Source organism: Streptomyces sp. NBC_01276, from assembly GCF_041435355.1.
GTDB lineage: Bacteria > Actinomycetota > Actinomycetes > Streptomycetales > Streptomycetaceae > Streptomyces.
The window spans coordinates 4,121,689-4,142,716 of the sequence record NZ_CP108442.1 but is presented as its reverse complement, the minus strand read 5'-3'; the positions used below and the strand labels follow the sequence as shown (position 1 = coordinate 4,142,716).

The 21,028-nt window shown below is 69.5% G+C and carries 22 protein-coding genes and 1 pseudogene; 16 read left to right on the top strand and 7 right to left on the bottom strand.

The features are described 5' to 3' along the window. Positions 1-175: 175 nt before the first annotated feature. From OG295_RS18450 to OG295_RS18440, 3 genes are all read right to left on the bottom strand, one after another. Positions 176-1,687 carry a tyrosine-type recombinase/integrase gene (locus OG295_RS18450; protein WP_371677846.1) on the bottom strand — a complete coding sequence of 504 codons (1,512 nt, stop codon included), beginning with the start codon at positions 1,685-1,687 and terminating at the stop codon, positions 176-178. Positions 1,688-1,714: 27 nt separating this feature from the next. Further along, positions 1,715-2,086, bottom strand: a complete 372-nt coding sequence (locus OG295_RS18445; protein ID WP_371677845.1) for a DNA-binding protein — start codon at positions 2,084-2,086, stop codon at positions 1,715-1,717. Positions 2,087-2,283: 197 nt separating this feature from the next. Next, a complete protein-coding gene (locus tag OG295_RS18440; RefSeq protein ID WP_371677844.1) occupies positions 2,284-2,904 on the bottom strand; it encodes a helix-turn-helix domain-containing protein in 621 nt (206 codons plus the stop codon). A 278-nt stretch (positions 2,905-3,182) separates the two neighbouring features. On the opposite strand from OG295_RS18440, the gene OG295_RS18435 reads away from it, so the two are divergent. The 4 genes from OG295_RS18435 (at position 3,183) to OG295_RS18420 (ending at position 8,268) form a co-directional block, all read left to right on the top strand. Then, positions 3,183-4,733 (top strand): DnaB-like helicase N-terminal domain-containing protein, encoded by a 1,551-nt coding sequence (locus tag OG295_RS18435; RefSeq protein ID WP_371677843.1) that lies wholly within the window; start codon positions 3,183-3,185, stop codon positions 4,731-4,733. Between the two features lie 354 nt (positions 4,734-5,087). Further along, positions 5,088-5,840: a DUF2637 domain-containing protein gene (locus OG295_RS18430; RefSeq protein WP_371677842.1), complete on the top strand. Its 753-nt coding sequence runs from the start codon at positions 5,088-5,090 to the stop codon at positions 5,838-5,840. A gap of 217 nt (positions 5,841-6,057) precedes the next feature. Next, a complete protein-coding gene (mobC, locus tag OG295_RS18425) occupies positions 6,058-6,585 on the top strand; it encodes a plasmid mobilization relaxosome protein MobC (RefSeq protein WP_371677840.1) in 528 nt (175 codons plus the stop codon). After that, positions 6,586-8,268 carry a relaxase/mobilization nuclease domain-containing protein gene (locus tag OG295_RS18420; RefSeq protein ID WP_371677839.1) on the top strand — a complete coding sequence of 561 codons (1,683 nt, stop codon included), beginning with the start codon at positions 6,586-6,588 and terminating at the stop codon, positions 8,266-8,268. 149 nt (positions 8,269-8,417) lie between these two features. Here the strand turns inward: OG295_RS18420 and OG295_RS18415 are convergent, their stop codons facing one another. Both OG295_RS18415 and OG295_RS18410 read right to left on the bottom strand, forming a co-directional pair. Continuing rightward, positions 8,418-8,831 (bottom strand): NUDIX hydrolase, encoded by a 414-nt coding sequence (locus tag OG295_RS18415; protein ID WP_371677838.1) that lies wholly within the window; start codon positions 8,829-8,831, stop codon positions 8,418-8,420. A gap of 2 nt (positions 8,832-8,833) precedes the next feature. Next, positions 8,834-9,487, bottom strand: coding sequence for an NUDIX hydrolase (locus OG295_RS18410; protein WP_329383217.1), 654 nt, complete (start codon positions 9,485-9,487; stop codon positions 8,834-8,836). Between the two features lie 407 nt (positions 9,488-9,894). Between OG295_RS18410 and OG295_RS18405 the strand changes: the two genes are divergently transcribed. The 12 genes and pseudogenes from OG295_RS18405 to OG295_RS18350 all read left to right on the top strand — a co-directional run bounded on the left by OG295_RS18405 (position 9,895) and on the right by OG295_RS18350 (position 18,867). Next, positions 9,895-10,404 (top strand): nucleoside-diphosphate kinase, encoded by a 510-nt coding sequence (locus OG295_RS18405; protein ID WP_329383213.1) that lies wholly within the window; start codon positions 9,895-9,897, stop codon positions 10,402-10,404. 80 nt (positions 10,405-10,484) lie between these two features. Then, the gene (locus OG295_RS18400) at positions 10,485-10,784 is read left to right on the top strand and encodes a hypothetical protein (protein ID WP_327305905.1); all 300 of its coding nucleotides are present in this window, start codon (positions 10,485-10,487) and stop codon (positions 10,782-10,784) included. A gap of 143 nt (positions 10,785-10,927) precedes the next feature. Beyond that, positions 10,928-11,512, top strand: coding sequence for a CYTH domain-containing protein (locus OG295_RS18395; RefSeq protein WP_329383206.1), 585 nt, complete (start codon positions 10,928-10,930; stop codon positions 11,510-11,512). A gap of 41 nt (positions 11,513-11,553) precedes the next feature. Then, positions 11,554-12,318 (top strand): hypothetical protein, encoded by a 765-nt coding sequence (locus tag OG295_RS18390; protein WP_371677837.1) that lies wholly within the window; start codon positions 11,554-11,556, stop codon positions 12,316-12,318. 2 nt (positions 12,319-12,320) lie between these two features. Further along, the gene (locus OG295_RS18385; RefSeq protein ID WP_371681226.1) at positions 12,321-13,715 is read left to right on the top strand and encodes a hypothetical protein; all 1,395 of its coding nucleotides are present in this window, start codon (positions 12,321-12,323) and stop codon (positions 13,713-13,715) included. Between the two features lie 60 nt (positions 13,716-13,775). Then, entirely contained in the window at positions 13,776-14,513 is a 738-nt protein-coding gene (locus OG295_RS18380; RefSeq protein ID WP_371677836.1) for a methyltransferase domain-containing protein, read from the top strand. 114 nt (positions 14,514-14,627) lie between these two features. Beyond that, on the top strand, positions 14,628-15,149 hold the full coding sequence (locus tag OG295_RS18375; RefSeq protein WP_371677835.1) for an ATP-binding protein: 522 nt from the start codon (positions 14,628-14,630) through the stop codon (positions 15,147-15,149). A gap of 100 nt (positions 15,150-15,249) precedes the next feature. Then, positions 15,250-16,071: pseudogene (locus OG295_RS18370) on the top strand (class I SAM-dependent methyltransferase). Between the two features lie 192 nt (positions 16,072-16,263). Beyond that, positions 16,264-16,560: a hypothetical protein gene (locus OG295_RS18365; RefSeq protein WP_329383193.1), complete on the top strand. Its 297-nt coding sequence runs from the start codon at positions 16,264-16,266 to the stop codon at positions 16,558-16,560. A 280-nt stretch (positions 16,561-16,840) separates the two neighbouring features. Continuing rightward, on the top strand, positions 16,841-17,203 hold the full coding sequence (locus OG295_RS18360; protein ID WP_329383190.1) for a hypothetical protein: 363 nt from the start codon (positions 16,841-16,843) through the stop codon (positions 17,201-17,203). Between the two features lie 333 nt (positions 17,204-17,536). Next, the gene (locus OG295_RS18355; protein WP_329383187.1) at positions 17,537-18,655 is read left to right on the top strand and encodes a PP2C family protein-serine/threonine phosphatase; all 1,119 of its coding nucleotides are present in this window, start codon (positions 17,537-17,539) and stop codon (positions 18,653-18,655) included. A gap of 38 nt (positions 18,656-18,693) precedes the next feature. Further along, positions 18,694-18,867 (top strand): hypothetical protein, encoded by a 174-nt coding sequence (locus OG295_RS18350; RefSeq protein ID WP_329383184.1) that lies wholly within the window; start codon positions 18,694-18,696, stop codon positions 18,865-18,867. A gap of 72 nt (positions 18,868-18,939) precedes the next feature. Here the strand turns inward: OG295_RS18350 and OG295_RS18345 are convergent, their stop codons facing one another. Together OG295_RS18345 and OG295_RS18340 are read right to left on the bottom strand one after the other, a co-directional pair. Continuing rightward, positions 18,940-20,010: a methyltransferase domain-containing protein gene (locus OG295_RS18345; protein WP_329383182.1), complete on the bottom strand. Its 1,071-nt coding sequence runs from the start codon at positions 20,008-20,010 to the stop codon at positions 18,940-18,942. 428 nt (positions 20,011-20,438) lie between these two features. Beyond that, positions 20,439-21,011, bottom strand: coding sequence for a putative glycolipid-binding domain-containing protein (locus OG295_RS18340; protein WP_329383179.1), 573 nt, complete (start codon positions 21,009-21,011; stop codon positions 20,439-20,441). Between the last annotated feature and the right edge of the window lie 17 nt (positions 21,012-21,028).

Below are 21,028 nucleotides of genomic sequence, written 5' to 3'. Positions count from 1 at the left end.
GGCATGTCACCGGACTGATTCCGCTCGCCGTCGCCCGCGTCCATCGGGACACCTCCGCGCATTCCCACTACCGGGGCTCATCAGGCATAAGCCTCCGAGGAGAACATCCCGCACGCGGACTTCAGCCGGCCCGTGACACGCCAGGCCCCGGCTGCCACCCCCCGCGTCCGGCGGGTCAGCGAGGACCTGCCGCCTTCAAGAGTCGGTCGACAACGGTGACCGGTGACTGCGGACTCATCTCCCGGCGAGCCTCCAGTGCCTCTTCCCACCGGCCGGTCAGGCCTACGAGGAGCCGCCGGCGCATGCCGGGGGTCACGTGGGCGTAGCGGGCCGAGACCGAGCCGTCGATGTGGCCCATTCGCTCGTCCATGAGGACCTTCTCCGTGCCCAGGTCCTCCATGACCGTGCGGTGGGAGTGACGGAGGCCGTGCGGCGTGAGGCCCTTCGCGATCGGAGTCCAGCAGGCGTCCGCGCGGCCCTGAGCGTTGCGACCCCGGACCGGAACGCCGGGCCAGGGGGCACCCAGCAGCGGCACCGGGCGTGCCTCCTGCGGGGCCTTCTTTGGATACCAGCCGGTGGCGGCCGGCTGGAACAGCCAGGTGGCGAAGCCGTTGCGCCGCCAGTGGGCGGCGTGCTCGCTCGGGATCCCGCCGCGTACGAAGCCGAGCTGGGTGATGGCGAGTTCCACGCGGACTCTGGTGTCCTCCCGAACCCGGTCAGGGCGGTTGAGCACGTTGGACACCGTGCCGGTGGAGACCTCGGCGCGGCGGGCCACGTCCACGAGCTTCGCCCCCTGGTGTCCGCCCGTGCGGGCGGTGCCGTGGCCCTGAAAGACGTACGCCCTCCCGTGGCAGGGGCACGGGCTCGGCTTCGTACGGGCGATGTGGTTGGCAACCAGGGCGGACAGCCAGTCCGGTACGTCGATGGTGCGATAGCTGTCGTCCTTGGGCGGGCAGCGGACCAGCTCGCCGGAGTCGAGCTCGTACAGCTGCCATTCGACCCGGACCGAGCCCTGGCGGGCGAACTCCGTCTCCAGGCCAACGATTTCGCCCCAGCGCATGCCGGTGTACGCCTTGAGGACCACGGCGATGAACTCGTCGTCGCGACCCGAGAGCAGCGCTGCTCGCTCGGCTATGAGCAGCACACCGAGCGCGTCGGTGACCACCTTTTCCGGCCCGCGATCCCGGGAACGGCCTGCGCGCTTGCCGCGCCCGCGCCGCTTCGTCGCGGGGTTGGACGTGATGAGTCCTTCGTCCACCGCGTCGGCCAGGATGAGGTGGAGGGTCGCGCGCCAGGTCTTGACGCTCGACGCGGCGTACTCGGACTTCTCCGCCTTCTCCCATCGGTCGACGTCGGATCGCAGGACGCCCCCGAGGGCCATGTCGCCGAACTCGGGGAGCAGGTGCTCCTCGATATGGTGCCGGTAGTTCTGCATGGTGGAGGCGGCCAGGTCCTGGTCGTCGTACCAGCGGCCGGCGTAATCGCCGAAGGTCTCCTGTCCGCGTGCCGGGTCCCGCCATTCACCGCGCCGTACGGTCACCTCTTCGGCGTCGGCGGCCTGCTTCGCCTCCCGTTTGGTGACGAACTTGACCACCGCGCCGGTGGTGTCCTGGACCGTGCCGTACTTGCCGTCGGCCAGCTTGTACCGGCCTCGCCAATAGGTGCTGCGCTTCTCCGCGTAGCCCACGTATCCCCCTCTCTGTCGTGGGCAGGTCTAGGCGGCGGTCCCGTAGCGGGCTTGGGCATCGAGGAGGCGCCGGGGCGGCCGGGCCGTCAGCCGGGTGCCGGGCAGGGGCATGCCGGGGCCGGAAGCGGAACGGGCCTGCGGAGAGCCGGCCGTGCGCGTGGGAGCAGTCGGCTTGGCGGGGTGGGCGGCCTCTGCGGGCCGCTCCTCGTGGAGGCGGATGATCTCGGCTAGGTGGTCAGTGGTGAAGCGGTACGCGCCACCGACGTACGTGAACGGAATGAGGCGGCGACGCGCACGATCGCGGACCCACCAAGCAGAGCAGCCGAGGGCGTTGGCGATCTCATCAGGACCGAACAGCCGCGGCAGGCCGGAGTCGGTCGGCGGCTTGCGCTTCGTCATCGCGCACCACCTCGGGTGAGGGAGGCACGGGATATGGAGCAGTGGCACAACGAGGGTTGGTTTTGGCGCACGGGGACTCCTTCCCGCTGGAGCTGGCACTCCGGTGGCGGGATCGTGTGATGGGTGGTCATGCAGCCTGTGGCTGCGGTCCCGGCTCGCGGCGCGCTAACACCGTGTGTGAGCCAGGACGGAGAGTGCTACTCGACGTCGTCTAGGAACTGGAGGTCCTCGGCGAGGGCCGGCGGCTCGATGCCGCGCGCGCGAAGCTTGCGGCGGTAGTCGCGGAGATCGACGACGCTCTCCTTGGCGTAATTCTGGATGGCCTCGAGCATGCTCCTGCCGTTCAGGCGCTGATTGCGGTACAGGCCGTACTGCTGGGTCTCCTCGGCGAGCTGGATCGCCTTCTGCACCTGGTTGACGGCCTGCGCGTGGATGCGCAGCTCGTAGATGATCTCGTTGGCGGTGCCGGGGTTCGGCTCGCTGCCGAGGAGGGTCTCGCCGCTGATCCAGGCGATGGCGTCCCAGATCGGGAGCTCCTCCCCGGGTACGACCTCGACCGCGCCGGCCATGCCGACGGGCAGCATGAGCATGATCGGCGGGATCTCCAGGGCCTTGGCGAGGACCAGCAGTTCCGCGAGCTCCACGCCGGACCGGCGGCCGTTCTCCAGGTTGGCGATCGAGGTCCGCGGAACCGGGTATCCGAGCTTGCCGCAGGCGTCCGCGAGGGCCTGAGCGCTCAGGCCCCGCTCTTTCCGATAGTGGCGCACCGCGTCGGCCACGTGCTGCGTGAGGCGCCCCTGCCAGTCGTTCTGCGTCATACCACCACGTTAACTTGGCGCCCGCACAGACTCAACCCCATTCTGTGCATCCACGGCGCAAATATTGTGCGCAAGAGATTCAAAGTTAGGGCTTGACTGTGCGGTCAGTGCACACGATGCTTCTGGTCCCGGACGTGGCCCGCCGCGCCCGGAAATGGGAGCGGCCCCCGGTGTTAGCGCACCGGAGGCCACGAACGGCTCCCTGAATGACCACCCATCAAGACGATCAACCGGGAGTGCGGCCTGCCAGGGCCGTATGCACTCCGGGGAGGGAATCCATGCCCAACCCTACGGCCATCGGGCCCACAGGCACACCCCTGACCGCACAGCTCGCCCAGCCCTCCACCCTCGCGGCGGCCGGGTCGATGAACGTCCCGCGCAACGAGGCAGCCGAGATGGCGGTGCTCGGCGCATGCGTCTACCAGAGCGAGGCCATCGACCGGCTCCGCCAGATCCTGGAGCCGGGCGACTTCTACCACCCCGCGCACACCACCATCTGGCATGCCCTGGTGGAGCTGCGCCGACAGCAGGCGCCGACCGACCCCATCGCACTCGGCCACCAGCTCCAGCGCACCGGGGACCTGAACCGCATCGGCGGATCCACCTACCTGCACACCCTCGCATCGTCCGCAGCGGTCGGATCGGGCGCCGAGTACTACGCCGAAATCGTCCGGCAGCAGGCCGACCTGCGCGCCATGCAGGCCATGGCGGTCCGCGTCCTGCAAGGCGCCACCTCGGAAGGCGCGGACCCCGAGGAGGTCAGGACCCTGCTGAACGCCTCCCTGCAGGAGGTCACCGACCGATCCCGCCGCAGCTCCGGTGGACGCCTGCAGCGCTACGCCCTCGACGGCTGGGCGTTCGTCACCGACACGGCCACCGACAACGAGCCGATCTGGGGCGCACCGGGGAAAGCGGCCTGGGCGGCCGGCGAGAGCCTGATGCTGGTCGGCCCGCCCGGAGTGGGGAAGTCCACCATCGCCCAACAGGTCGTCCTGGCCCGCATCGGCCTGATCGCCCAGGTGCTGGACATGCCCGTGCAGGAGGGCAAGAAGGTCCTCTACATCGCCGCGGACCGGCCCAGCCAGCTGGCCCGCGCCTTCAGCCGGATCATCCGGCCGGTGGACGAGAAGATCCTGCGCCAGCGCCTTGTCTTCTGGTCCGGGCCGCTCCCCGCGTCCCTGATCGCCGAGCCGCACCTGCTCGCCGAGCTCGCCGCCGAGCACGGCGCCGACACCGTGGTCATCGACAGCCTCAAGGACGTCGTCGGCAAACTGACCGACGACGAGGCCGGGCTCGCCTACAACAACGCCCGCCAGCAGCTCCTGCGCGACGACGTCCAGCTGATGGAACTGCACCACCAGCGCAAGCAGGGACAGGACGCCTCACGCAACCAGCGCCCCATCCTGGACCAGGTCTACGGATCCGCCTGGTTCACCGCCGGCGCCGGAAGCGTCCTGTTCCTCTCAGGGGCGGCGGGCGACCCGATCGTCCACCTCCACCACCTCAAGACGGTCAACGACGAGATCGGGCCCCTGCCCATCACCCACGACCACACCCGAGGCACCTCCCGCGTCGAGACCCACCTCGACCCCCTCACCCTGCTCCGCCAGGCCGGTACGCGCGGCCTGACCGCCCGCCAGCTCGCCGAGCAGATCACCGGCGAGACCAGCCCCAGCCAGGCGGACATCGCCAAGGCCAGGCGCCGCCTGGAGAACCTCGCCACGAGCGGCCACGCAGCCCAGGAGACCGGCGCGGGAGGCGGCTCCGGCGGAGGCCAGGCCACCCGCTGGACCGCCGCACCCGCCCGCCACATGACCGTCGTCTCCTGACCCCGGGGCGCGTACGCGGACCCGTACGCGCCCAACCGGCCAGAACACGCCTACGCAGCGCCTACACCGCATTCGCATTTCACGAAACCGCAGGTCAGACGCGTACGGCCGAACGAACGACTCGTCCGCCCCTAAGCGCTTACGTGCTTCCCCCTCTTTAGGGAGGGGGAAGCGTAAGCGCCCACCGGTATCAGCCCATCCACCAAGGCGCCTGCTCCCGCCGCAGGCCGCCCAGGTGGGGCTCCCGCAGCCTCTGGAGCATCACGCTTGGCCTCCTCCGCCGTCCCTTCCCCGTCTACCTCATTCCCCGGCCGGACCGTCCTGTCCAGGCCGATCCGCACCGGAGTCGCTCTCATGGCGTGCGCCGCCTTCGCACTCTCCTACGACGCCCTGCGTCAGATGGCCGCTGCCAGCCACATCCATCCCATCCTCACGTACGCCTTCCCCCTCGTCATCGACGGCTTCATCGCCATCGGGATCGGCGCCCTTCTCATCCTGAGGACCGCACCCTTGCGCGCCCGCCTCTACGTGTCCGCCCTAGTCGGTCTCGCCACCCTCACCAGCATCTGGGCCAACGTGCTCCACGCCATCCGCCTCAACCAGCAGGCCCGCCACGGCGGCCTCCTCCTGGACGACATCACCGTCGGCACCATCTCCGCCATCGCCCCGCTCGCCTTGGCCGGAGCCGTCCACCTCTACCTCCTCGTCCATCGCCAACCCGACGCCCGCCACAACACGGCCGGCGCCCACGCCACTGCCTGCCCCAAGACCGCCACCAGGCTCGAGCCCGCACAGGCCACCGCGGACAGCGATGCGCCCGCCCCCACAGCGCCGAAGCCCGGCCGGGTTGTGGCGGCGCCCGACCGGAAACAAGTGGCGGAAATCGACAGCCCGCCCAAGCACAAGGGACGCAAGCCCAGCGCCACCTTGGAGCAGGCGATCGAGATGGGCCGCACCACGCAGCCCGGCCGGGCCGGACACGCCTCCCGCCGTCGCATCGAGGCCGCCGTCCGCGACAAGGGCTTCACCATCAACAAGGACCTCGCCGAGGAGGCCAAGGACATCCTCCAGGCCGAACTGGACGCGTACGCCGCCGCCGTCCGCTGATCCAGCCTCCCACCCGCACCGGCACCGCGGGTGAGCACGTGCCTTCCCCCACTCCGCCCCCTGAGGCGAACCCACCGCCGAAGAAGGACCCAACATGCCTAAGCCCCATCTCACCGTCCACCAGCAGCACACCGCCCGTACCCCAGCCCCAGACCAGGCAGCAAGGTATGACGTTGGACCGTCCAAGGGCCGGTCCAACGCAGCCTCCGCCCCGGGGGTGGCGGAGGCAGAACCCCGGCGCGAGGGCGCACCGGGGCAGGAGGCGGCCGGTGCCGCCGACCCCGGGCTGCCCGTCGTCGTACGGGCCGCCGATGAGGCCGCGCTTTACCGGATCGCCCGCCGCCGCGCCCGTGAGACCGAGCAGCGCAAGATGCGTGTCGACGTCCGCTACAGCGCCGAAGAGCACACCGAGATCCTCGCCGAGGCCCGCCGTCTGAACCTGGCAGGCGCCCACTTCGTCGGCGCTCTCGTCGTGTCCCACCTTGCGGGTGACCTCGCGGTGCCCGGCCAGCGGACCTCCCACGATGACCTGATCGACGAACTTGCCGCCCTGCGGACCGAGGTCGCCAGGATCGGCACCAACGTCAACCAGATCGCCCGCAAACTGAACTCCGGCGGCCATCCACAGCCTGGGGACACAGCGCTCCTCGGGGAAGCGGCACGTGTCCTCGGTCTGGCCCGTAACGCCGCCACCGCGATCGATGTGGCGTCAGACAAAGCCGCCACATCGAAGAGGGCGGCCTGATTGATCGCGAAGATCGGCAAGGCCGGCGCCAACACCCGTGGCGTCCTGAACTACCTCTATGGCCCCGGCCGCGCCAACGAACACACCGACCCCCACCTTGTGGCGTCCTTCGACGGCTTCGCCCCCGACCCCGGCCGCGACGAGGAGGCCACACTCACCCAGCTCGCCACCGTCCTCGACCTGCGCGTCAAGCAGGCTGGCGACCGGGCACCGGAGAAGCACGTGTGGCATTGCTCGGTGCGGGCCGCGCCCGAGGACCGGGTCCTGACGGACGACGAGTGGGCGGTGATTGCCCGCCGGGTACTGAACGCCACTGGCATCGCCCCGGCCGGCGACCCCGACGCCTGCCGCTGGGTCGCGGTCCGCCACGCCGACGACCACATCCACATCGTCGCCACCAAGGTCCGAGGCGATCTCACCCCAGCCCGCCACTGGAACGACTACCCGCGCGCCGACAAGGAGTGCGCCGCGATCGAGAAGGAGTACGGCCTGCGCCAGGTCGTACGCGGCGACCGCACCGCCGCCAAACGCCCCACCCGCGCCGAGCAGGAGAAGGCCCTGCGCGCTGGGCACACCGCCACACCCCGGGAGAGGCTGCGCGCCACCGTCCGCACAACGGTGGCCGCTGCCACGGGCACCGAGGAGTTCTTCGCCATCCTCCGCAGCGCGGGCGTGCTGGTGGACATCCAGCACTTCCCCTCCGGCGACATCCGCGGCTACAAAGTCGCCCTCGCCGACGACAAGAACGCCAAGGGCGAGCCGGTGTGGTTCTCAGGCTCCACCCTCGCCCCCGACCTGTCCTACCCCAAGATCAGCGAACGCCTCGCGCCCACCGAACCCAACTCCACGAGCCAGCACTCCGGACGCCGGCGAACGGCATGGCAGCAGGTCGCCGACGCCGCCGACCGGATCCCTGACGTTCTCGACGACGCTGACGACGCTGCGGGCCAGGCGCACATCACCGTGCTCGCCGAAACCCTCGACGCCCTCCCCCTCATCGCCCCCGCCAGCTACAGGCCCCAGCTGGCCCAGGCAGCAGCCGCATTCGAGCGGGCCAGCCGCTCCCGCATCCGCGCCCAACATCAGCAGTCCCAGGCCACACGCCGGGCCATCAAGGCGATCGTGCGTGAACCCGCGCCCAAGGACGGAGCCCTCCTCGCGGTCCTCCTCGACGCCCTGCTCCTGGCCGTCGTCGCAGCCCAGCAGTGGCACCACACCCGCCACCACGACCAGCAAGCCGAAGCCGCCCGCCAAGCAGCCGAACACCTGCACGCCGCCTACCAGGCCGCCGCCATCCAGCCCCTGACCGTGATCCACCAACGCGGCCTCAGCCTCACCGTCACGGTGCAGCAGCGGCAGGCCACCCTCGTCCGCCAGGCACTCCCCGACCTGGCCGAGCAGATCCTCGCCGAGCCCAGCTGGCCCGCCCTGGCCGCCACCCTCGCCGACGCCCACAAGGCCGGCCACGACCCAACCGTCCTACTCGCCGAATCCACCCGACGACGAGAACTCGACACCGCCACCTCGATCAGCGACGTCCTCGTCTGGCGGCTGCACCGCCTCGTCGGCGTGGCAGGTGAAAGGCCCGCTCACCCCGACTCCGCGAGCACCACCCGCCAGGGTTCGAGCGCAGCCGTCCCTGTTCCCTCACGACAGCAACCACCCCGCCGAGGCAGCCGGTAGCCCGAAGGTCGCCATGTTCCTTCGGGGAACACGGCATGTGTTCCCCGAAGGAACGGTCGAATGTTCCCCGAAGGAACATCGCGGCCTGATAGGGCCCGGCATGTTCCGTGCAACGCAAGGGGCGACGCCGCACGCTTCAACGGCCTTCGTCAGCGGGTCAGAGCTGCATCGAGGTGCTCTTGTACCGGCCCGAACAGGCCGTAGGGGACGTACTGCGGGATCTCTGCGTGGGTAACCCATGCGAGCTCGGCCAGCTCTTCGGTGTCCGCGACGTGCGCGTGGCCGCCGATCACCTCGCAGGCGGTGTAGGACATCAGTCGGCCGGTAGCCGGGTGGACCCGCTCGCCGAGGAGCTTGACCGCCTTCACCGTCAGGCCCGTCTCCTCCTGTGTTTCCCGTACGGCGGCGTCCTCGCGGGATTCGCCGGCCTCGACCTCGCCGGCGGGGAACTGCCAGGAGAGCTGGCCCTCGCTGACCCGGCGCCGCACCATGAGCACACGTCCCTCGTGCACCACGATTGCCGCGGCGATGCCCGGTCGCTCCTCAGCGTTCTGCTGCGTCACGTCTACTCCTCCAGCACTGCCAGGATGGGTGGGAAGATCGTATCGACGGGGATGAACCGGGTGAGCGAATTTTTCGGAACCCACATGACGTCCGCGTTCTCCTCGGCGTCGGCGTTGGCGGCCTCGCCTGCCAGGTACTCGCACAGGAAGTAATCGCAGAGCACTCCGGTCACCGGGTGGAGGCGGCTACCCAGGTGATCGCGTACGGCGCAGTGGACCCCTGTCTCGTCCAGGGTTTCCCGCACCGTGGTGGTCTCGGCCTTGCCACCGGGTTTGATCACGCCTGCGGGGAACTGCCAGGTGATGCCCGACGCGTCGTCGTGCCGTCGGCACACCAGCAGGACCTGATGGTCACGGGTGACCACGGCGATGGCGACCCGAAGCGCCTGGGCACCGGCGGGACCCGGCGCGGCAGGTCGGTGCTCGTTCGCGACCAGGAGGGAGAACCGCTGACGGGCTCCCGACGGGGCCTGCTCGTGGGCTGAGTCCAGGAGTTGTTGCATCTCCTTGCGCGGCACGACAGCTGGGTCGGCGTGCCAGGCCGCGACGGTTCGGACGGCGATGCCGAGCTGGGCAGCGAACTGCTCGTTGGTGAGCCGGAGCGCGGACTGGAGGATGCATGCGTACCGCCCGCTCCAGAGCTCGATTACTTCCACGCGCCGCCCCTTCGTCGTCGCCGCTCTCGGTGCAGGAACCCGCCTGCCGAAGGTGCACTCCAACTGCACTGGCGCTTCATGGTCGCGCAGCGCGCACCCCGGAAGTATGGGAGTCACCGGGGCAAGGAATCACCTGATCGACGCTCCGAATCCAGAGCCCTATCGAGTGGCGCAAGGGCGCCGGACGACCACAGGGAGATATTAGATGCGCGGCTTCTTTGGATAGGAGGGACAGGGAAGTTGGCTGAATTCGAATCCTCGGTCCAGTCTCTGCAGAGGCCCCATCCACCTCTGATCGTCACGGGACACCGCTGGTCGTCCCGGCCGCTTCACCGACGCCGGTAACCTCAGCAGGTGACGGCTGATCGCCCGTCATCTCCGGTTGCTAGCAAGGCGAAAGGGAGACAATGCCCGAGGATCAGGCACACACCGTGGAGCGCACGCTCGTCCTACTGAAGCCCGATGCGCTGGCGCGTGGCCTGGCAGGCAGGGTCATCACGCGGTTCGAGGACGCCGCGCTGAAGATCGTCGGAACGAAGATGAAGTGGATGGACGAGGAATTCACTCGCCGCCACTACTTCGACCTGGAAGAACGGCTCGGGTCGGAGGTCTATAACGTCACCTCCACATTCATGCAGCAGGGGCCGGTCATCGCCCTGGTGCTGGAGGGCTACGACGCCATCGCCACGGTCCGCAAGATCGTGGGCAGCACCTACCCGAACCAGGCCCCCGCCGGCACCGTGCGAGGCGACCTGTCCCACTACAGCGCCGCGGCCAGCATCGCCTCCGGCAAGGCGGTCGCGAACCTCGTGCACGCCTCCGGCAACGCGGAGGAGGCCAAGCAGGAGGTGGAGCTGTGGTTCGACAAGGACGAGCTGCAGGACTACAAGACGCTGGCCGAGATCTACACGTACTGACGGCGGACCACGGCGTCACCGGTGGGACGCCGACGCGTTGAACACCACTGGGGTACGAACGTCTGATCTGAGAGGGCACCATGACCAACCAGACCCGCCTGGCGTCCACCGACGAACTGGAGTCGATCTTCCAGCGTGAGCTGGTGAGCGACCGCTGGGCGGCGACCGAGACCGCCTATGCCCTGGCGGTACGCCACCGCGATCTGGGCGACTGGCCCGCGTCGCGTGAGTGGGTCCAGCAGTGCCTCCGTCTCCTGGAGGGCTTCCCCAGCGAGACGGAGGAGCAGGTCGCCACGAGCCGCTCGTCGGTGGGCGGCGTCCAGCTGCCCACGTACCTGCACTCCGGTGTGGTCCAGGCCCGCTTCGGCGACCTGGGCTGACACACGAGCGGTGCGGCGGGGCCCCGGCCCAGCCGCGCCACCCACCCTGAGCACCAATTTCACAGCGCGTGGCCAACCGGACAGGGCCCCCACGGCAGGGTCCGGCTGGCTTCGCCATGCCTGAAACGAGGAGACACCACCCCGTGGCCATCGAGATCGAGATGCGGGCCCGCTTCCCCAAGGAGTCCCACGACCAGCTGGTCGCCCGCCTGAAGGCGGATGGCGAGGACCTCGGCAACGACGACAAGCACATCTACTTCTACGTGCTGCCCGACCAGCTGCTAAAGGTCACCGACAACACCGCCGCCGGCACCGCCAAGATCACCCTCAAGGAGAGCAAGATCGGACAGGGCTCCGCGTTCGCGGAGACGGAGTTCGCGATCGCCCCCGCCGACGTGCCCGCCGCGGTGAAGGTGTTCAACGGCCTCGGCTTCGAGGCCGCCATGCACGAGGCGTTCAATTTCCGGCACAACTACCGCTTCGACGGCGTCGAGATCGCGGTCAAGTGGAGCGAGGCGTGGGGCTACCACGCCGAGTTCGAGCTGCTGCTCGACGACGACGCCTCGGACGCCGCCCGCGACGAAGCAACGGCCAAGATCATGGATGTGGCGGCGGAGCTGGGCGTCACGCTGATGACCGAGCAGGAGCTGGCCGATTTCACCGCTGCCTTCGAGGCCGCCGAGCAGGACCGCAAGGAGCGCGAGCAGCAGGCCGCGCCACTCAGGTAGGAGCACGTCACCGCGGAGACCACCAAAGGGGGTGGGCACACATGAGCACGATCCCAGCAACCGCAACCCTGATCGACCAGGCTGCCCGTCGTCAGCTGCCGCTCCACCAGTACATGGACCGGGCCACCGTCGAGTGGATCGAAGAGAACCGGCCCGACATCACGACGACAGCGCAGCCGGCCTTGGCCTCGGCCGCGCGGGGCCTACTGAAGGAGTCCGCACTGCCGGCCGCCTGGATGGCGACGCCTCGCCTGTACACCTCGATCCACGGCGTCCGTCACAGCATGCGTACGGCCGCACTGGCTGCCGTACTCGCCGACAGCCACGGACTCGACGAAGCCGACACTGCCACGGTGGTCGTGGCCGCGGCCGTCCACGACTGCCAGCGCCGTCACGACAAGGACGACCAGGGGCACGGCGCCCGGGCGGCCATCTGGCTCGCCGCGAACGCGGACACCGTGTGGGGCCACTTCGGCCTCACAGCCACCCCCCGCCGGATCGTGCAGGCGGCAACCGCCGTCCGACTGCACGACGTCCCGTACGACGCCTTCACCGCCGACGACTGGCACGACCACGCGAAGGCGGAGCCGCTGGCGGACATCCTGAAGGCCGCCGACGCCCTCGACCGATACCGGCTCCCGAAGGCCACCTGGTGGCCGGACGCCCGGCACGTCCGCGAGCCGGCCTTCGACCGGTACCGCGGCCTGGCCTTCGATCTCGTCCTCACCTCCGAGAAGGCCCACCTGGCAGGAGCCAGCAGCCCCGAGGCCGTCCGCTTCGCGCTGGCCGAGGCAGGGCTGGTGTGACCATGGACTTCCTCGACGCCTACCACCTGTGGGCCGATGCCCACGCCTTCTACGGCAGCGGCCTCATCCCCAGCCCCGCCGATCCCGTCGACCCGCTCACCGCCCAGTCCGCCACATGGGACCAGCGCCTCGCGGAGGGCACCCCGAACGGCCATCTGCTGCGCCGCAACGCCCTCTTCGACACCCTGAGCGGCGAGGGCAAGCTGCACCTCCTCCACGTCACCCACGCGCTGGAGGAGATCAACCAGGAGGGCATGCTCTACCCCTCCGGCGGCTGCCTCGTCGGAAGCATCTACTGCGCGCCGCTCACCCCGACCGAGCAGGGCTTCCGCATGCACAACCTGGCCTCGTACGTCCTGACCAGGGAGGCGCCGGCCTTCCTGGCCAAGCTCGGCATCACCGACCGCAGGCCCACCCCACTGATCATCGAGATCGACACGCCGCCGGAGTCGTACCGGGGACTGGCCGGCATCGACTACCTCAGGCTGGGCCTCATCCATCTGCAGATCTACAGCCACCTCGAGTACCTGCTCAGCAAGAACGAGCGGCACCAGCTCCGCGAGACCGTCGTGGCCCGCGTCAAGAACTCGGCCGCCTTCCTCGCCACCACCGCCGCCGTGGCCTATCAGGGCACAGCCATCGCCCCGAAAGCCTTCCTCCAGCAGCTCGACGAGACGATCCCCCGCCTGCCGATCCTCGGCTACCTCTACTTCGAAGCCGTGGCGGAGTACCTGATGCTCCACTCCACCTCGCGCCACACCCGCCGCCTGGCGGAAATGGGAGAGCTGAACAACTGGCTCTACAAGGAGCTGCTGTTCGCCTCCTTCCCGGCCCTGTCCGGCAAGTTCGACCTCGCGAAGTTCCGCCCCCGACCCGACGAGCTGGCCACGCTCCTCCACCGTGTCGACCCCGCCATCGACCCCGAGCACGCCGCCACGTACCTCGTCGAGCGCATCAGTCACCTCGTGGCCGCACGGCTCTTCACCCCCGGAGAGATCCCCGAAGCCTGGCACCACACCCGCTGGGAGTTCGACGCCCTCGCCACCCAGCTCGGCCCGCTCCTGGGCCACCTCATCCACCGGGAGCTGCGGACCTTCGGCCGCTACCCCGACTTCTACTTCTACTTCGACCAGTACAAGGCGCTGCAAGCCTGGAACTACTGGAATCACATGGACATCGTTGCCCCGTTCAACGGCACGATGCCCAAGGGCGAGATCGGCATCAACCCGGCCTACCCCAACCTGGCTTACCGCATCTGGCGCGCCGAGCAGGACGACACCGGCCACCTCCACCCGGCCGAGGAGCTCTCCCTCACCATCGCCCCGCGCCTGGTGGACATCAAGTACACGCTGATGCGCAACAAGCAGTGGACCGCCCCGGCGCCCAGCGCCGCGTAACCCACCACCTCACCCACAGCGCCACCTCACCCAGACCTCTTCATGATCAGGAGCCCTGTCATGAGCAACTCCGGCATGCCCTCGGTCGGCCTCCTCGGCGAGCAGATCGCCTCTCTCCTCGGCGACCCGGCCACCACCCACGGGCTGGCCCGTGGCCTTCGCGCCGCCGCCCGCGAGATCGAACTCCACCGCTACCACCACACGAGCCGGCGCGCCTGGCCCAACGGCCGCATCGACCACAAGCCCGCCAAGGTCCAGATCGGCGGCGGCGCCCATCGAATCGACGGCTTCTTCAACATCGACGCCGTCCCGCCGGCCGACCTTCTCTGGGACGTCCGCGAGGGCATCCCCCTGCACGACAACACCGCCCAGATGCTGTTCTCCGAGCACTTCCTGGAGCACATCGACTACCCCCGCTCGGCCAAGCAGTACGCCATCGAGGCCCACCGCGTCCTCGCGCCCGGTGGCCAGATCATCACGGGCGTCCCCGACGCCGCTTTCGCCCTCAGCCGCTACCCCGGCTCCCTCGACACTTCCGCCGAGATGATCGAGCGCTGGTACGCCAAGCGGAACTGCCTCGGCGACATCAACACCCAGCTTGACCTCGTCAACCTCGTCTTCCGCGACCAGGACGACGACCCCACGTACACCCAGCACCTGTGGGCCTACGACCACGAGAAGCTCGTCCAGCTCTTCACCGAGGCCGGCTTCACCACCGTCGAGCCGTGGACCTTCGACCCCACCATGGCCAACCCGAAGCGCCGCTGGGGCAGTGTCTACGTGATCGCGACGAAGTAGCCCGCGCAAACCGGCGAGCCCCCGGGAGGCACCCCTCCCGCCGCCCGGGGGCCGCCCCCTCAGCCCACGGCACACCGCATGCCACCTGGCCACGCCGTCGAGGAAGCCACCCGCATGAGCCAGCCCCTGCCTCCCGTCAGCGATCTCGCGCTCGCAGCCATCCCGAACGCCGTCTTCTGGGCCCGTTGCCACACCGTCGATGTACTCCAACACTGGCACTTCCCCGCCGAAGGCACCGAAGTGGCCCGCCTTCTCGTCTCGGAGCTCGCCACCAACGCCATCCAGCATGCACGTCCACTGGGGCCACCAGGCGCCACACGGCCCGCTCCGGACACGATCCTCCTGCGCCTCTGGCCAACCCCGACGGGCGTCGTCCTCCAGGTCGGCGACAACGACCCCCGCCCGCCGACACCCCAGTCCCCCAGCGACAGCGCCCTGGGCGGTCGCGGCCTCCTGCTCACCGCCACCATGGCCACCCGCTGGGGCTACCACCCCCGCCGTCCACACCCTGGCAAGTTCGTCTGGGCCGAGGTCCCGGCCCGGCCTACGACCGCCCTCAGCGAACCGTCTGATGCCCGGCGCGATACAACCCCACTCCTGCTGGGACAGGTCCTGACCGCGCTTCGCGAGCTTTAGCAGAGCCGTACCGTGACTCACGGCCGGTGGTCGATCTTCGGGAGCACATCCACGAGGCGACCACCCGGCCCGCTCTCGTCAGCACACCCACGGAGCCGCGATGACCACCCAGCCCGCGAACGACCCTTCCGTGACCGACCGGCGCCTGCTCTCCACCAGGCGTACGGCAACGGCCAGCACCTCGCAGCCCGCCAGTCCCTCTACCAATGGCAGACCCCACGACACGACCTCCCCGGCATCGTCGTGGGCGAGCTGGCCGGCATACGCGGAGCAGTAGCGGACGTGGGCTGCGGCAACGGAAAGTTCGTGCAGCGGGTACGCGCCGACCGGCCGGACCTGGCCGTGCTCCCCATGGACATCTCTCCCGGCATCCTGGCGGGTATCGAAGGAGCCGTGGCGGCAGACGTCCAGAGGCTCCCGATCGCCGACGGGGCGCTGGGCGCGGTCCTGGCCATGCACATGCTCTACCACGTCGAGGACCAGGCCCGAGCCACCCAGGAGCTGACCGCGTCCTGGCCGGGGACGGCATCGCCATCGCGTCCACCAACAGCAGGACTGATAAGCGAGAACTGGAAGACCTCTGGCGACGAGCCGCAGGCGATGTCCTCGGCATCCTGGAGGGCCCCGCACGGGTACAGCTCTCCGCCCCCTTCACCCTGGAAGACGCCCCCACCGTCCTTGGCGCCGTCTTCGACGATGTCCGGACGATCCCCCCTACCGGGGGTTGATCGAGGTGACCGACGCCGCGCCTGTGGTCGCCCATCTGGCCTCGTACGAGGCGTGGGCCGACCAGATGGGTGTGCCGTTCAAGGAGACGGTCGAACGGGCCCGAGAGCGGGTGGACGAAACCATCCGGGTGGAAGGCGCGTTCAGGGTCACCTGCCTCGGCGGCGTCCTCGTCTGCCGCGCAGCGCGTGCTTAGGTCACGGCCTTCTGGCGGTTGCGGTCAAACCATGAGGGCCGCGCTCGTCTGCCGCCTCGTCGTCTGTCGATCACTCCACTCCACAACCTCAGCTCGCGGCAACCGCCACCGAAGCGCTCAACGAGCGGTTGCACCAGAGCACAGGCCCGTACGATTCACCCCGGCGCGACCCCGACCAGCAAGGACACACCCTTGACCACCACCTTCCTGTCCGAGGGGACACGGCACGAAGTCGCCCGCGAGCAGATCCAGCAGGCCGCGGCCCGCTTGGTCCCCGTGCACAGCGAGACGTTCAGCAAGAATCAGGCGTGGTTCGCCCTCGTCGGCGGCGGCCTGCACTACGTCATCGAACTGATCGACACGGCGACCGGGCACCGGCCCTCCAACGCGGAGACGGCTCGCCTCGCCCTGGACGAGCTCGGCTTCCCCGTGCTGTGCCTGGCGTACGGCAGTCTCCTCACCGACGGGCACCCCGCCCACCGCGAGTAAGCACCAGTACACGGACGCGCGCTCCCGCACGAAGACAATCTCTGGCCTTCGTGGCTGCCAGCCTGGCGCTGGCAGCCACCGACCTGCGGAGCTCGCCGTGCAGTGCGGCGACCTGGGCTACCGGGCCGAGCTGGGCAATGGGCCCCTCGCTGGTCCGACAGTCGGCGCCGACTTGAGAACCGGGGACCGGCCTCCCGCATGCCCCGCCTGGCGCGCAGCGGTCCTCCGGGCCAGCCTGGAAGAGAGGCGCTTCGCCGCCTCCGAAGGAAGCGAGGCATCCATGACAGCGATAACAAGGCAGGACACACCGGTCGCGATCGAGGGCGGCGGAGTCGAACTCCGAGCGCAAGCAGTCGGCGGCGACCTGTCCGTGGCCTTCGTACAGCTGCCCCAGGGGGCGGACCTGCGACCGGCGGTGAAGGGCCTGGCCGGTGATCTCTGCCCCTGCCCTCACTGGGGGTACATGCTCAAGGGCCGGCTGAAGATGGTGACGAAGGACGGCGACGAGATCTACGAAGCCGGGCAGGCGTTCTACTGGGCACCCGGGCATGCGCCCGTAGCGCTCGAAGACTGTGAATATGTGGACTTCTCCCCCACGGAGGACTTGACCGCCGTGATCGACCACATCAGGTCACAGGGCTGAGCCCGGCCCTCGCCCAGGGCAATGGACGGGGGTGGCCTGGGGCGGCGAACAGGTGCACACAGGCGCATAGCGGGGCTACCCGGGTGCTGCATGTCCCGGACTGCCCCGTCGCGGTCGGGAACAGGGCATCGCTCGTGTCAGCGAGCTGAAGCCCGGCTGAGGCCCCTGCGGGCGTCCACGTAGCCGCGGATGCGCGCCTCCGGCACGCTGAAGGTCCTGAAGGAGATGGTCGGCTCAGGTCCCGGGGTCGGGAGCGGCGAGCGCCCGTGACGAGCACCTCGCAACAGACCCGAGCGCCGGGCGGCCTCGGCGCGGGCGGTGTATGCAGGGAAGATGGAACGTCGTAGCACGCGGGTCGGTCCCCGCCGACCGGGGGAACTCGGCCACGCGCTGCTGGTGGTCCCACTCGTACTGATTGCTGTGGTGACCGTGGTCGACGTTCTGGCGCCACCTGACGTGCATGTCGGTCCGTTCATGGTCGCCGCTCCCGCCATCACGGCTTCGTTCGCCGGCCCCCGCACCACCGGGGCCATTGGCGCACTTGCCGTCCTGGCTCAGATGGCGGTCGCGGCGGCGCGCACCAGCCTGACCGACCTGAACCACACCTTCCAGATCACCGCGCTCGTTCTGATCTCGGTGTTCGTGACGTTCTTCGCCCATCTCCGCGAGGTACACGAGAAAGAGTTGGTCCAATTGCGTTCGGTGGCCGAGACAGCGCAGCAGGTGGTGCTACGGCCGCTCCCCGAGCGGCTCGGACCGTTGCGCATCGCCTCGCTGTATCTGGCGGCCGAGGCGGAGGCGCAGATCGGCGGGGACCTGTACGCGGCAGCACGCACCCCTCACGGAACCCGGCTGATCATCGGCGACGTGCGCGGCAAGGGCCTGGACGCGGTCGGTGACGCCGCGCTTGTCCTCGGGGCCTTCCGGGCGGCCGCTCACCAGGAGGGTGCCCTGCCTGGACTCGCGGTGTATCTGGAGACGGCGGTGACGCCGGCCGTGGAGTACACCGACGGCTCGCGTCCCGGCACCGGTGACGAGGGCGAAGGGTTCGTCACCGCAGCGGTGCTCGACATCCCCGACCACGAATCGGTCCTGCACCTCCTCAACTGCGGTCATCCGCCGCCACTGTTGTTGCGCGGCGGCCACGTCACGTCCCTGGAGGTAGACCAGCCGGCGCCGCCTCTGGGCCTTGCCTCACTCGGTGATTCCAGTCTCGCCGCGGAGGTGTTCGCCTTCGAGCCCGGCGACATCGTGCTCCTTTATACGGACGGCGTGCTTGAGGCCCGCGACGACACCGGAGCCTTCTACCCGCTGACGGAGCGAGTCGCACACTGGCACGGTGCCAGTCCGCAGCACCTGCTCACTCGCCTCCACGACGATCTGCTCAAACACGCTGCGGGCGGCACGCTCGGCGACGACGCTGCGATGGTCGCCATTCAACGACTTCCCTGACGGTCGCCAGCGTGCGACGGCCGACGTACGCTCCCGCCGTGACAGAGATCGACTCCGGAATCCGTGTCCCGTTCGAAGGCGGCCCGTACGCAGGGCTGTGGCAGCGCTGGCTCAACCGGCTGCCACCCCCCGTGATGCGCCCTGCAGGCCAGGAGCAGGGCGAATACGTACTGGACATCGCGGGCCCTCGATACGTCTGGCTGGCCATATGATCCCGGCTCCGCCGACCACGCGGGCGGTGCTGTGGGCCTCCAACACGGGCTCCGAGGGGCCTGGGCGTCGGCCTACGGCTTGATGTCGTAGAGGACGTTGAAGGGGTCCTCCGCTGTGGATCGCGCCACGCTGCCGAAGCCTGCTTCGGCGCACATACTGCGTACGACTGCCTCGGGCATGCCGCACGTCCCGAAGCCCGCGCCGCCGTTCGCGAGGGACGTGGTCATGCAGTAGAACACGCTGAACCCGTACAACATTGATGCGACTGGGCCCACGTTGTCCTCGGGGCGGTCCTCGCAGTTGACCTCGAGCATCAGGTAGTCGCCGTCGTCCTTGACCGCATCCCTGATGGCGGTGAGGAGCCGCTTCGGTTCCGCAGAGTCGTGGATGACGTCGAACGTGGTGACGAGGTCATAGCGCCCGGGAAGACCCTGAGCGGCATCGACCATCTCGAAGCCCACGCGGTCGGCGACACCGGCCTCCTGCGCGTTCGTACGGGCACGCTCCACCTGGCCCGGGAAGTTGTCGAAGCCCGTGAAGCGCGAGCGGGGAAATGCCTTGGCCAGCACGATCAGGGCGCGGCCGGCGCCACATCCGACGTCCGCGACCTCGATGCCCCGCTCAAGCCCCTCGATGACGTGAGGGAAGGTACCGAGCCAATCGTCGACCATCACGCTCTCGAACCAGCTGCCGGTGAAGCGGCTCATGCCGTCCCACAGGACGTCCGGGTAGTCGCTCTGCCGCACGCCACCCCCGCTCCGGAACGCCTCGATCAGACGTTCGTACGGCGCCAGGGCGGCGGGCATCATCTGGTAGACGCCGCCCAGGAACATCGGCCCCGATTCGTCGACCAGGCCGGGGACATGCTCGGCGGGGAGGACGAAGCGCCCGGGCTCCGGTTCCTCCAGATAGCCCGCGGCCGTGAGACCCCGCAGCCACTCGCGCACGTAACGCTCGTTCAGGTTCAGACGGTCCGCGATCTCCTGGCTGCTCGTCGGCCCGCTGACCGCGAGGTCCTTGAACAGGCCGAGCCGGTCCCCCAGGTGGCACAAGCCGACGGCCATCGTCCCGCTGACGTCCCCGAGCGCCTTCTCCATGAAGGCATCCACCCTTGCCTGGTCCAACTCGCCCTGCGCGGCCACGGCGGCCCTCCTGGTTGTCGAACACGATCGCGGGGTGCGACCGGGCCCGGCAAGCGAAGCATCGGAGCACTCCGCTGCGCCGCCGCCACGACAGCCGGGTGAGCCCGGGCCGGTGCGCCTCACCCGATCCGAGTATCGAACCCGCTGAGGGCCGAAGGACGAGTTACGACGGCCCTAATCGTCCATCCGGGCGGCAACCAGCGCGGGCAGCGCGTGGCCGGTGGGGCGGGCAAGTGGCGATGGTGTCTGATGGATACGCCCACGGGGTGTCGCGGCCGTCCCGAAACGGCGGGCGCGGCGGCCGCCTCCTCCGTCCCTCGAAGCCTCAGTCACGTCGCCCGAGGGCGGGGAGCCGGCCCAGGGAGCCGTCGCCTGCCGTCGGGCCCCTGCGGTTCCGGCCTCACAGCGGCACTCGGCCGGGCGAGCAGTCAGCGCGTAAGGGCCGTGGCCAGGAGGGGGTAGTCCAGGACGAGGCCGTCGCCGTCGAACTCGATGTCGCTGCGGAAGTCGCCCGACTCATAGCGGACGCGGGCGCCGTGTCCGTCTCGGGTGAGGGGGGTGTACGTCTGCTGGTCCGGGCTGACGTCGAGGCCGGGGACCGACACCCAGGCCATCAGGAAGTGATGCGGTACGGGCGGAGCCCCCTGGTGCAGGCCGTGGCGCAGCACGGGCATGGTGTTGGTCAGCGGACACAGGCCCAGGTCGCAGTCGAGCGCGCCGTCGAGGTCGGGCCGGTGGACTCCGTCGGCCGTCCAGCAACCCTCGTGGCCGCGCAAGTCCAGGATCCTGGCCGTGGTCGCCGTCTCGACGGTGACACGGAGCCGGGAGGTCGCGTAGGCCTCGCCGGTCTCCAGGGTGTACGTCAGCCAGTACGGCTCGGGGTCGAGCCCGACGGCCCGCCCCCGCGCGGTAAGCCGGCCTTCGGCGAGGTCGGCCCAGACGGTGGAGTATCCCCCGCCGGGATGGATCCCCCAGGTGCGCGCGACGTGTCGGCTGGCCATGGGGCAAGCCTAGTAAC

Coding starts and splice junctions, on each gene's coding strand:
- OG295_RS18445 (WP_371677845.1), bottom strand. CDS start 2,086: ATGACGAAGCGCAAGCCGCCGACCGACTCCGGCCTGCCGCGGCTGTTC.
- OG295_RS18440 (WP_371677844.1), bottom strand. CDS start 2,904: ATGACGCAGAACGACTGGCAGGGGCGCCTCACGCAGCACGTGGCCGAC.
- OG295_RS18435 (WP_371677843.1), top strand. CDS start 3,183: ATGCCCAACCCTACGGCCATCGGGCCCACAGGCACACCCCTGACCGCA.
- OG295_RS18430 (WP_371677842.1), top strand. CDS start 5,088: ATGGCGTGCGCCGCCTTCGCACTCTCCTACGACGCCCTGCGTCAGATG.
- OG295_RS18405 (WP_329383213.1), top strand. CDS start 9,895: ATGCCCGAGGATCAGGCACACACCGTGGAGCGCACGCTCGTCCTACTG.
- OG295_RS18400 (WP_327305905.1), top strand. CDS start 10,485: ATGACCAACCAGACCCGCCTGGCGTCCACCGACGAACTGGAGTCGATC.
- OG295_RS18390 (WP_371677837.1), top strand. CDS start 11,554: ATGAGCACGATCCCAGCAACCGCAACCCTGATCGACCAGGCTGCCCGT.
- OG295_RS18385 (WP_371681226.1), top strand. CDS start 12,321: ATGGACTTCCTCGACGCCTACCACCTGTGGGCCGATGCCCACGCCTTC.
- OG295_RS18380 (WP_371677836.1), top strand. CDS start 13,776: ATGAGCAACTCCGGCATGCCCTCGGTCGGCCTCCTCGGCGAGCAGATC.
- OG295_RS18375 (WP_371677835.1), top strand. CDS start 14,628: ATGAGCCAGCCCCTGCCTCCCGTCAGCGATCTCGCGCTCGCAGCCATC.
- OG295_RS18360 (WP_329383190.1), top strand. CDS start 16,841: ATGACAGCGATAACAAGGCAGGACACACCGGTCGCGATCGAGGGCGGC.
- OG295_RS18355 (WP_329383187.1), top strand. CDS start 17,537: ATGGAACGTCGTAGCACGCGGGTCGGTCCCCGCCGACCGGGGGAACTC.
- OG295_RS18340 (WP_329383179.1), bottom strand. CDS start 21,011: ATGGCCAGCCGACACGTCGCGCGCACCTGGGGGATCCATCCCGGCGGG.